This window comes from uncultured Microbulbifer sp. (assembly GCF_913055755.1).
Taxonomy (GTDB): Bacteria; Pseudomonadota; Gammaproteobacteria; order Pseudomonadales; family Cellvibrionaceae; genus Microbulbifer.
Map to the genome: position 1 here is coordinate 1 of NZ_CAJXKH010000109.1, position 11,297 is coordinate 11,297.

Genomic DNA, 11,297 nt, shown 5'->3' on the forward strand with positions numbered 1-11,297 from the left:
AGAAACCGTCGGCACAGCGCATGTCCTTGTTGCAGCTGGATTGGTTGACCTGGCGCTTGCGACCAAATTCGGTTTCCAGCGGCTCTACCGCGATGCAGCTGGACTGCACGCTGCAGTCACCACAGCCTTCACAGACCCGGTGGTTGATCAGCAGGCGCTTGGCCGGGTCCACCATCAGGCCCTTTTTACGGCGACGGCGTTTTTCCGCTGCACAGACCTGCTCGTAAATAATTGCGGTCACGCCGGCAGTATCGCGGAGTTCGCGCTGGATCCCGTCGAGATCATCGCGGGAGTGAATCTCGAGTCCCGTCGGCAATTCGCTGCGGTTGGTGCGCCAGAAATCCGGATTCTCGCTCACCAGGCACACACGGCCTACGCCCTCGGCCAGCAGCTGGCGCGACAGGGTCGGCACGGTAACCTCGCCATCGGCGGGCTGGCCACCGGTCATGGCCACCGCATCGTTGAGCAGAATCTTGTAGGTAATATTGATCTTGGCCGCTACCGCCTGGCGGATTGCCAGCAAACCGGAGTGGTTGTAGGTACCGTCGCCCATATTCTGGAAGATGTGCTTGTCGCTGGAGAAACGGTGCAAGCCAACCCAGTGGGCACCCTCGCCCCCCATATGGGAATAGGTATCGGTGCGCAGGCCCTTGCCCAGCGCCATGATATGACAGCCGATACCGGCGCTGCCGGTGCTGCCTTCCGGCAACTTGGTGGAGGTATTGTGGGGACAGCCGGCACAGAAAATCGGCTCCCGGGCCAGCAGGCCATCCACCTTGGCGGAAACATTGCTGCCGAGTTTCTCCGCCAGGGGTACCAGGCGTTCTGCGAGTTCGGTATCCGCCAGCCAGCGGGTAATCGCTTTCGCTACCTGGTCTGGACCGAAGCCCCAGATGGCCGGCAGCAGGTCGCGGCCGTCCAGATCTTTCTTGCCCACCACGCGCGGACGCTCGCCTTCCGGCCAGCTGTAGAAGAGGTTCTTCATCTGGTCTTCCACCAGCGGACGCTTTTCTTCCACCACCAGCACCCGTTCCATACCGCGGGCGAACTCGCTCATGCCACGGGGTTCCAGCGGCCAGCTCATCGCCACCTTGTGAATGGAGATGCCCGCCTGCTTCAGATCTTCTTCGCTCAGCTTCAACAGTTTCAGCGCTTCCAGCAGATCCCCGTGGGCCTTGCCCACGGTCACGATGCCGAAGCGCTTCTGCGGCGCGGCGACGATGGTCTTGTCCAGACCATTGGCATAGGCAAAGGCCTGCGCCGCTGGCAGCCGCTCTTCCAGCATGCGGCGTTCGTATTCCATCCGCTCCGCCGGCCAGTTCAGGTGCGGGTCGTAATTGAGGCCGTGGGCCGGAATCGGAAAATCCTGCGGGACAACAAACTGCGGCAGTTCCGGCACCACGATGGACGCGCCGGATTCCACGGTTTCGGTAATGGTCTTGAAGCCCACCCACAGGCCGGAATAACGCGACAGTGCAATGCCCGCCAGCCCCAGGGTCAGGTATTCATCGATGGAGTTCGGGAACAGTAGCGGCATCATCACCGACTCGAAAATCTGGTCGGTGTTGTGGGAGAACATGGAGGATTCCGCGGTGTGGTCGTCGCCACACAGGGCCAGCACTCCCCCCAGTCTGGAGGTACCCTGGATATTCGCCTGGCGGAATACATCGGCGCTGCGGTCTACGCCGTGGCCCTTGCCGTACCAGATGGAAAACACACCGTCGCGGGTGGCCTGCTTGCGGTAGTGATCCAGCAGCTGGGTGCCCCAGATATTGGTGGCGCCCAGGTCTTCGTTGATACCGGGCTCGAAGTGGATATCCCGCTCCGCGAGGAGCTTTTTGTGCCGCCACAGGGTCTGGTCGTAACCACCCAGGGGAGAGCCGCGGTAGCCGGAAATAAAGCCGGCGGTATTGAGACCGGCGCGCTCATCCAGCTGCTTCTGCATCAGCGGCAGGCGCACCAGGGCGTCAATTCCGGTAAGAAACACACGACCATTGTCACGGGTAAACGCCGCCTTGAGGGAATACTCGCGGTCAAAACCCAGTTCCTGATCGTTCTCGACCATCGCCATCGCAGTCACCTTTTCGTCTTTTTGCGGTACGCCGGCTGCGCGCGGGGCGCACCTGTTACAACAGGGCCCAGAGACGCGTGCCGACACCTGGCTATTTATGTTTTGCGGTAAATTATCACCGCGAGGACGAGCAGGTCATACCAAATTGCCCACTGACACCCCAGTAGACAAACAATAATCGCCACAAAAAGAAGATTTTCTGCAATAATTGGTAAGATTCGGAGCTTAATTGAGAAGCGCTGTCATTTTCGCCAGCCAATCTGCGTTCACCGGGCCGGCGAAGGTGTGCAATCCGTACAGGTTTTGTGAATATTTCCCAATTCGGGTCAGTTTCAGTACTGGAACGGGTGTCCGGCGGGTATAGTTAGCTGCTGAATAAAAACGAGATTTCGGTCACATCCGTGCGAACGAAATCCGATAGTCCCTTAATAGCCACCTAGATGACGAGCGATTTGACGAGAGCTGGATAATTTATGGCCTATATTCTGGATGCCATTGATAAGCACATTCTGGAGATCCTCCAGCAAGATGCCACCATCCCCAATATCGAACTGGCGGAAAAAGTCTGCCTGTCACCCTCGCCCTGTTCCCGCCGGGTGAAGAACCTGCACGAACAGGGTTTTATCAAGCGTGCAGTTACCCTGCTGGAACCGGACAAGGTGGGCCTGCCGGTCAGCGTGTTTATTCAGGTGACTCTGAATCACCAGGTAAAGAAAGAACTGCAGCACTTTGAATCCACCATCGGCCAGTGGCCGGAGGTAATGGAGTGCTACCTGATGACCGGGGATTTTGATTACTTGCTGCGGGTAGTGGTACCCAACCTGCACGCATACCAGGAGTTCCTCGACAAGAAACTCACCGAACTGCCCGGCATCGACCATATCAAGAGCAGCTTTTCCCTCAAGCAGGTGCGTTATCGCACCGAACTGCCCCTCGATCAGTTACTGGATACCTGAAGGTTCGGGACTAACGCCGAAAGAAATTGATGATCAGGCTCAACACCACGCTGACAATAATCATTGATGTAATGGGAAAATAGACCCGACTGCGCCCGGATTCGATACGGATATCACCGGGCAAGCGCCCGAACCAGTTCACCAGCCAGGGCGCATAGTGCAGCGCCAGGCCGATACCGACCAGCAGGCACCCCGCTACGATCAACCAGCGTTCCATAGCCTCAACCCTCCCGCCTTCACAGTTCCTTGAAATATTTGAGCGACCTATCCAGTGTAAGACCCACTTCGGGAAAGTGGCAGTATCGGTAGCCGGGTCAATTGGCAGCCACTTTGTCCGCTGATACCATCAAACCGACTCCCCCAAAGACGCTCTTACAAGGCTAACAATTATGCGCCTCTTTCATACCCTCGCTGGTGTATGCGCCCTGCTCGCTTCATGCAACCTCCAGGCGACGACGCTGATACACAACGTTGCCGGATACCAGGCAACCGAACACAGCCTGCAACAGTTCAACACATTGGTATTCGACCAGGGCAAGGTACTGGCCACCGGCGACTACCCCGCGCTCAGCAAACGCTACCCGAAAGCGCAGACCATCGATGCCGGCGGCAAGGTGCTGTTGCCGGGGCTGATCGACGCCCACGGCCATGTTCTCGGCCTGGGCAGGCTGCAACAGCAGCTGGAACTGCGCGACCTCGATTTCCCGCAGACACTAAACGCCATCGAACAATTCTCACACAAGCAGAAAGCCGGCGAGTGGCTGCTCGGCCGCGGCTGGAACCAGGTTCTCTGGGCCGGCAAGGAATTCCCCACCCGGCAGCAGCTGGACGCGCTGGATATCGATCAGCCCATCTGGCTGCGCCGCATTGATGGACACGCGGGCTGGGCCAACAGCGCGGCCATGCAGCGCGCCGGAATTACCCGCGAGACCCGCGCTCCGGCGGGAGGGGAAATCATCCGCGACGAGCAAGGCGAACCGAGCGGCGTACTCGTGGACAACGCCATGGCGCTCGTTGAAAGCGTGATCCCGCAACCGACACTACAGGAAGAAAAGACGGCACTCCGCACCGCCTTTGACCTGGCGCTCTCGCTCGGCCTCACCGGCATCCACGACGCGGGTATCTCGGAACAGACCCTGAAGGCCTATCGTCAATTGGCGGCGGAGAATGCAATACCGCTGCGCGCGTACCCGATGATTTCCGCAGATGACGAAAAACTACCAAAACTGCTACGCGCAGGTTTTGTGGGCGCCGCCGATGAAAAACTCTATGTGCGCAGCGTCAAGGTATTCGCCGATGGCGCCCTCGGCAGCCGCGGTGCGGCACTGCTGGAGCCCTACCACGATCGCCCGGGTGAAACGGGACTGTTGATCCATCAGCGAGATGAGCTGCTGCAGCAAATAAAGCTGGCGACGGACAATGACTTCCAGGTGAACGTGCACGCCATTGGCGACCGCGCCAACCAAATCGTGCTGGAAATCCTGCAGTCATTGCACAAGGAACAGGACCAGAAACCGTACCGCCACCGCATCGAGCACGCCCAGGTATTGACCCTCGATGATATCGAGCGCTTCCCGTCACTGAATTTGATCGCCTCGATGCAGCCGGTGCACGCCACCAGCGACAAGAATATGGCCGGCGACCGACTCGGCGAACAGCGCCTCGAAGGCGCCTACGCGTGGCGGAAATTCCTCGACCAGGGCACCAGGCTCGCTTCCGGGTCCGACTTCCCGGTAGAGCCGGTCAATCCATTATTCGGCATTCACGCTGCGGTCACCCGCCGCGACCGCCAGGGGCAGCCGGAAAAAGGCTGGCGCGTGAAAGAAGCGATGACCATGGAAGAGGCACTGCGCTCCTTCACCCTGGACGCCGCCTATGCCAGTCACCAGGAGCAGGTGACCGGCAGCCTGGAACCGGGTAAGTTCGCCGACTTTATCCTGCTGGATCGGAATATTTTCACCAATGATCCGCAGCAAATCTGGCAGGCACAGGTACTGGAAACCTGGGTACAGGGAGAAAAGGTTTACGCACGTAATGAATGATCCTGGCGAATAACCTGCAGGCAGAAGCCGTTTCCCTGCCCCCGGCGAAGAGCGAAAAGGCGACACCGTCCGGGGGCAGCTAGTCTGGTAACAAGAGAATCGAAATTCACGCACACATTGTGCAATGGCAGCTTGGATCCAGTGCCGACCAGATGAAACGGAATTCTGCCAACAAACTGTTCGCAACCATTACAATGCTGACTGCCGCACAGGGGGCAATCGGCGCCAACTGCGATGCCACCGGCGTACTTACCTTTATCGGCGCCACCAACGACCAAACCCGTTCCGTGTGGCTGTCCACCACATCCGCCGGCAATTTTGGCCTTCAGGTGGTAAACACCAAAGATATTGTCGACGAGTGGAGCCTTGGCGCACCGGGTGCCCACATCTCTACATCACCCGAGCTTGTCTTCAGTAATGGTGGTACCCACGCCCTGCTGGATCTCAGCGGTAAAAACCCCTGCACAATTGACGTCGAAAACCAGAAAACAGACCCGATTATCCTGCCGCAATTACCAACGGTGAGGCCTGTCCCGCCGATCGGTATTTTGCCACCCCCGGATATTACCGGGGTGATGCCGGAACTACCTGTTCTGCGCCCACCGGGAGTCGGTATTACACCGGAGGTACCGACGTTGCGCCCGCCCGGCACCGGCATCACTCCCGAGGTTCCGGTACTGCGCCCGCCCGGCACCGGCATTACCCCCGAGGTTCCGGTGCTGCGACCACCCGGCACCGGAATTACCCCCGAAGTTCCGGTGCTGCGCCCGCCCGGCACCGGTATTACCCCCGAGGTCCCAGTGCTGAAGCCGCCCGGCACGGGAATCACACCGCAAGTGCCCGTCGACCCGGCGAACCCGATCGGCGTGCTGCCGCCCACCGGAATCACCCCGGAGGTGCCCGTCGACCCGGCAAACCCGATCGGCGTGCTGCCGCCCACCGGTATCACCCCGGAGGTGCCCGTCGACCCGGCAAACCCGATCGGCGTGCTGCCACCCACCGGTATCACCCCGGAGGTGCCCGTCGACCCGGCAAACCCGATCGGCGTGCTGCCACCCACTGGTATCACCCCGGAGGTACCCGTCGACCCGGCGAACCCGATCGGCGTGCTGCCACCCACCGGTATCACCCCGGAGATTCCCATTGACCCCGCCCATCCGATCGGCACCCAACCCCCTACGGGCATTACCCCCGAGGTACCCGTGACGGAGGGCAATCTCGAACCGGAGGGATCGCGCCCCGAGGATGAAAACCAGCGGGCCCGGCAAAATGTGGCTCCCGTGCGCTGGGTAGTGTGTATCCAGCCGGAGACGGGCTATCAGGTCTCGGCCTCCTACTCGGGGAGCGATGTCTGGTGCCCGGAAGGCTACAAGGGCCACTGGTATGAAGCGGGTGAAATCGATAAATCCGGTACTCCCCTTACCGCAAGATATATCGGCGCCCTCCTCCCCCGCTACCAGGTAAATTCCGGGCCCTGGAACCTTTGGAGCCAGGCCGACCAAATAGAATTGCGGGACCGCCGGGGCGAACGGGCTTTTGATTCGAGCGAATCTCGCATCACCCTCGGGATGCACAGGGCTGTGGGGCAAAAGGGCTACCTGGGCGTTTCGGTGGCAGCCTCCCGCTACGACAGCGAGGGCTTGCGTGGTTTCCTGGACTCCGAAGCGGACCGTATTTCTGTGGGGCCTTATTTCGGCTACGCGATCAACGGCTCGCTTACAGTCAACGGGTCAATAAACTATTCGTACACGGATACGGACATATCTCTGGCAGGATTCCGCGGCGGCAATACCGTCGACGAGTGGCTTCTCAACATCGGTATCGAAGGATTTTATCGCTACGGGGACTGGGGAGTACTGCCACGGGCTTACCTGAATTACTCCTACTACAATACCTCAGACTCGTTTTTCAGGGGCGAATTGCTAGGGCAAACGGTAGACCTGAACATGCGCAACAAAAACGGAGATATCAGCTACTCGGAGAACAGTGTCGTATTTCTCAGGAGCGTTGATCTCGAAAGCAGAGGCAGAATCATCCCCTATTTTGAGATAGGTGCCAGGATCGCGTTCGACCTGCAGAGTGAAGTGGACACGGTAAGAGGCATCACCAGCGGGGGCTACCAGGCCTATACCAACGCCGCGGGCTTCACCCGGCTGGGAACACGCTGGGTAGCATCCGAAACGGATTTCCTGGATTTTCAGCTATCTCAGGAAAACATTGATGACGAGGGCCTGGAGGTGTGGACGGCCAAATTGCTTTTCCAGCACGCTTTCTAGTGCTGTCACAACTCTTCAAGAAACCAGCGCCCCAAAAAAAGCCGCGGCCCCAAAGGGCCGCGGCTTTTCGATTCACCCTGTGACTTCGGGTGATTCCGCTTACTCGCCAGCAGCAGCGCCTGCGCCCTGCTCTCCCGGAACCGGGAATCCGCGATCGCGCATCAGCGGCTCAATGCCCGCATCGCGGCCACGGAACTTGCGGTAGGCTTCGGCCGGATCCATCGCGTTGCGTGGTGCGAACAGGTATTTCACCAGCTTGCCAGCCACTTCCTTGTCGTAGAAGCCACCTTCCGCTTCAGCAAATGCTTCCGACGCATCGGAGGTCAGCACGTCCGCCCACATGTAACCGTAGTAACCCGCGGAGTAACCTTCACCGGAGAAGATATGTCCGAAGTGCGGGGTGCGATGGCGCATCACCAGTTCAGACGGCATACCCAAGGCATCGAGGGTTTCACGCTCAAACTTGTCCGGGTCGATTCCTTCCGGATCGGTGGTGTGCAGCTTCATGTCCACCAGCGCAGACGCCAGGTATTCGGTGGTCGCAAAACCCTGGTTGAAGTTGGCAGCCTTTTTGATCTTGGCCACCAGCTCTGCCGGAATCGGCTCACCGGTTTTGTAGTGCACCAGATAGTTGTCGATGATCGGGTCTGTACTCAACCAGCGCTCCAGCAACTGCGACTGGAACTCGGTGTAGTCGCGCACACCGCTGTTCAGGGTCGGGTAGGAAACGTTGGAAGCGAGGAAGTGCAGCGCGTGGCCGAATTCGTGGAAGAAAGTTTCCGCGTCGTCCCAGCTCACCAGGACCGGCTCGCCCGGAGCACCTTTAATAAAGTTGGAGTTGTTGGAAGCCAGCACGGTTTCCTTGCCATCAAAGGTAGTGTGGTCGCGGTACATGCTGGCCCAGGCACCGGAGCGCTTGCCCGCGCGGGCAAACGGATCCAGGTACCACAGGCCGATGTGCTCACCGGAGGTCTTGTCTTTGACTTCCCACACTTTCACATCTTCATGGAATACCGGAACCTTGCCTTCCGCTACCGGAGTGAAGCTGAAATTGAACAGTTCACCGGCCACGTAGAACATGCCCTCACGCAGCTTGTCCAGCTGCAGGTACTGTTTCACTTCATCGGAGTTAAGGTCGTATTTTGCCGCACGTACCTTTTCCGCGTAGTAACGGTAGTCCCACGGCTCGATCTTGATGCCGGCTTTCTCGGCATCTGCTACCGCCTGCATATCGGCAACTTCTTCGTGTACGCGGGCAACCGCTGCCGGCCACACTGCTTCCATCAGCTCGATGGCATTGGCCGGGTTCTTCGCCATGCGGTTCTGCAGGCGCCACTCGGCGTAGTTGTCAAAGCCCAGCAGGGCCACGCGCTCGTCGCGCAGCTGCAGGATCTCGGCAATGATCGCATTGTTGTCGTGTTCATCGCCGTTGTCACCGCGGCTGTAGTAGTTGTTCCAGACTTTTTCCCGCAGTTCGCGGTTGTCGGAATAGGTCAGGAACGGATCCATGGAAGAGCGGGTGTTGGTGATCGCGTAGTTACCCTTCTGGCCCTTTTCTTCCGCCAGTGCGGCAGCAGCTTTTACAAAAGACTCCGGCAGGCCGCCCAGCTGATCACTGCGCAGGAAAATATCGTAACCTTCTTCATCCGCCAGAACGTTGTTGGCAAACTTGGTGTGCAGCTCCGCCAGGCGGGTGTTGATCTCCGCGTAGCGCTGCTTGGCCTCGCCGGACAGGGTCGCGCCGTTGGTAGCAAACTGATCGTAAACCAGCTCTACCACGCGCTTCTGCTCTGCACTGAGGTCGGAGTCATTGCGCGCATCAAACACCGCTTTAACGCGTTGGAACAGTTTGTCGTTCTGGATGATCTTGGAATTGAATGCGGAGAGCTTAGGGGCCATCTCTGCCTGAACCGCGCGGAACTCCGGAGAGGACATGTTGCCGCTCCAGATACCCCAGTATGTGAAGACCCGGCTCAGCGCCTTGCCGGCACGTTCCATGGATTCGATGGTATTGGCGAAGGTCGGCGCCTGCGGATTGTTGGCAATCGCGTCAATTTCCGCCAGGTTCTGCGCCATGCCGTACTCCAGCGCCGGCTTCAGATCGGAAACCTTCATTTTGTCGAACGCGGGTACGCCGCCGTAAGGGCCGCTCCACTCGGCAAGCAGCGGGTTGTTTTTGACAACCGCGGCCTGCCCTTCTGCGCTCGCCGTGGCCTCAGCGGCAACGGGCGCAACAGCGTTTGCGGCCTGGGTTTCCTGGGAATCTTTACTGCAACCGGCCATGCTCGCCAGTGCGGCGGCAATGGACATAGCGATCAGCGTTTGACGCATCGGCACGATCCTCTCTTTTGATGATGTCAGTGTGTTGGTATCAATTGTTACTATTCTCGGGCGCTCGAGTGTACCGCGGGTGGAGGAACAGCGCCACGATGCGGTCTGCAGGGGCCCGAACACCGCGATAAAGCGAGGATCTGGCGCGATTAACCCCCTCCCCCCACTTTCCTAACCAACTTTTACGGGGGTTCTGCGGACCAGGGCCAAGCGACTAATAAGATAACGGCTTAATAAGTGGATAGTTTTAATCCATCACAAATATCGCCAGATACGCCCGGTCATCCGGCGGGCACATCCGGCGAAGGTGCAGGATCAGCTCGCTGCGCGCCGGCGATCCTCAACGATGGTGCCAACGCGGGTGAGATCTGCTTCGTGGTCGGACTCCCGCCAGGGCTCCGCCAGCGCCGAATCAATCCATGACTGCATACCCGGCAGCGCCAGCAGCCGCTCACAGTACGCCATGGATTCGTGACCGAGACTCAGTCCGTAACCAATAAGGCGCAGCGCTACCGGAGCAAAAAATGCGTCAACTGCGGTAAAACCCTCCCCTGCCAGGAAAGGACCACCAAATTGCACCAGCCCCTGCCGCCAGAGTTCGTCGACGCGGTCGAGGTCTTTTTGCAGCGCTCCGTCCACCTGATCCAGTTTCACGGAAACACCGCAGTTCATGCTGCATTGATTGCGCAGTGCTGAGAAGCCCGAGTGCATTTCCGTCGCCGCGCAGCGGGCCCAGGCACGGGCAACCCTGTCCTCCGGCCACACCTGCGGATTTGATTCGTAGAGATACTCCGCGATCGCGAAGGAATCCCAGACGGTAACCTCCCCGTCCACCAGGCAAGGCACCAGCCCGGTGGGGGAAAACCTGCGGAATTTCTGCCAGCTGCTGCCCTCGTCAAACGGGACCAGAACTTCTTCGAAGGGAATATTCAGTTCGGTCATCAGCAGCCAGGGGCGCAGCGACCAGGATGAATAATTTTTGTTGCCGATATACAGTTCAGCCACTCTTCCTTCCCTCCGTTTTAGATTCCTAGCAGCAATTGGTTCGTCAGCCGTTGCGGCCATCCCGCAACAGCTCGGAGATACTGAATGCCAGCTCCAGTACCTGGTCCGCATTCAGGCGCGGATCGCACTGTGTGCGGTAGCAACTCGCGAGATCCTCATCGGAAATTTTCCAGGCGCCACCGGTACACTCGGTCACATGCTGGCCTGTCATTTCCAGGTGAATACCACCGGGGTGGCTGCCTTCGGCGCGGTGTACCGCAAAGAAATCGCGAATTTCCCGCAGTACATTGTCGAAATTGCGCGTCTTGTAGCCGCTGCTGCTTTTCTCGGTGTTGCCGTGCATGGGGTCGGTGCTCCACACCACGGAGCGCCCTTCCCGCTGTACCGCACGCACCAGGTTTGGCAGTTTATCGGCCAGTACGTCAGCCCCCATACGAGTGATCAGCGTCAGCCGGCCCGGATCGTTGTTCGGATCGAGGATGTCGATCAGCCGCAACAGCGCGGTGATCAACGCCTCCGCCTTCACCATGGAGCTCTGGGTCTACAACTCCAGCTCCGGGTTGCACGCCGGGCTGATCGCCATCGGAAAAGGTATAAAGGACGCCCGCGCGATCCG

The 11,297-nt window shown here is 59.1% G+C and carries 7 protein-coding genes and 1 pseudogene; 3 read left to right on the forward strand and 5 right to left on the reverse strand.

Annotation, left to right across the window (positions count from 1 at the left end):
* A partial coding sequence (locus QZ511_RS14745; RefSeq protein ID WP_295803466.1) for an indolepyruvate ferredoxin oxidoreductase family protein occupies window positions 1-2,071 on the reverse strand: 2,071 nt, incomplete at its 3' end.
* Between the two features lie 473 nt (window positions 2,072-2,544).
* Between QZ511_RS14745 and QZ511_RS14750 the strand changes: the two genes are divergently transcribed.
* Complete coding sequence (locus QZ511_RS14750; protein WP_295803467.1) at window positions 2,545-3,027, forward strand: Lrp/AsnC family transcriptional regulator; 483 nt, start codon at window positions 2,545-2,547, stop codon at window positions 3,025-3,027.
* Between the two features lie 10 nt (window positions 3,028-3,037).
* Here the strand turns inward: QZ511_RS14750 and QZ511_RS14755 are convergent, their stop codons facing one another.
* A complete protein-coding gene (locus QZ511_RS14755) occupies window positions 3,038-3,244 on the reverse strand; it encodes a DUF2905 domain-containing protein (RefSeq protein WP_295803468.1) in 207 nt (68 codons plus the stop codon).
* Between the two features lie 172 nt (window positions 3,245-3,416).
* On the opposite strand from QZ511_RS14755, the gene QZ511_RS14760 reads away from it, so the two are divergent.
* Entirely contained in the window at window positions 3,417-5,069 is a 1,653-nt protein-coding gene (locus QZ511_RS14760; protein WP_295803470.1) for an amidohydrolase, read from the forward strand.
* Between the two features lie 152 nt (window positions 5,070-5,221).
* Window positions 5,222-7,345, forward strand: a complete 2,124-nt coding sequence (locus QZ511_RS14765; RefSeq protein ID WP_295803472.1) for an autotransporter domain-containing protein — start codon at window positions 5,222-5,224, stop codon at window positions 7,343-7,345.
* A gap of 99 nt (window positions 7,346-7,444) precedes the next feature.
* Here the strand turns inward: QZ511_RS14765 and QZ511_RS14770 are convergent, their stop codons facing one another.
* The 3 genes and pseudogenes from QZ511_RS14770 to QZ511_RS14780 all read right to left on the reverse strand — a co-directional run.
* On the reverse strand, window positions 7,445-9,676 hold the full coding sequence (locus QZ511_RS14770; protein ID WP_295803477.1) for a M3 family metallopeptidase: 2,232 nt from the start codon (window positions 9,674-9,676) through the stop codon (window positions 7,445-7,447).
* Between the two features lie 315 nt (window positions 9,677-9,991).
* Window positions 9,992-10,681, reverse strand: a complete 690-nt coding sequence (locus QZ511_RS14775; protein WP_295803474.1) for a glutathione S-transferase family protein — start codon at window positions 10,679-10,681, stop codon at window positions 9,992-9,994.
* Window positions 10,682-10,724: 43 nt separating this feature from the next.
* A pseudogene (locus QZ511_RS14780) lies at window positions 10,725-11,180 on the reverse strand (3-deoxy-7-phosphoheptulonate synthase); the annotation flags it as partial.
* Window positions 11,181-11,297: the final 117 nt, after the last annotated feature.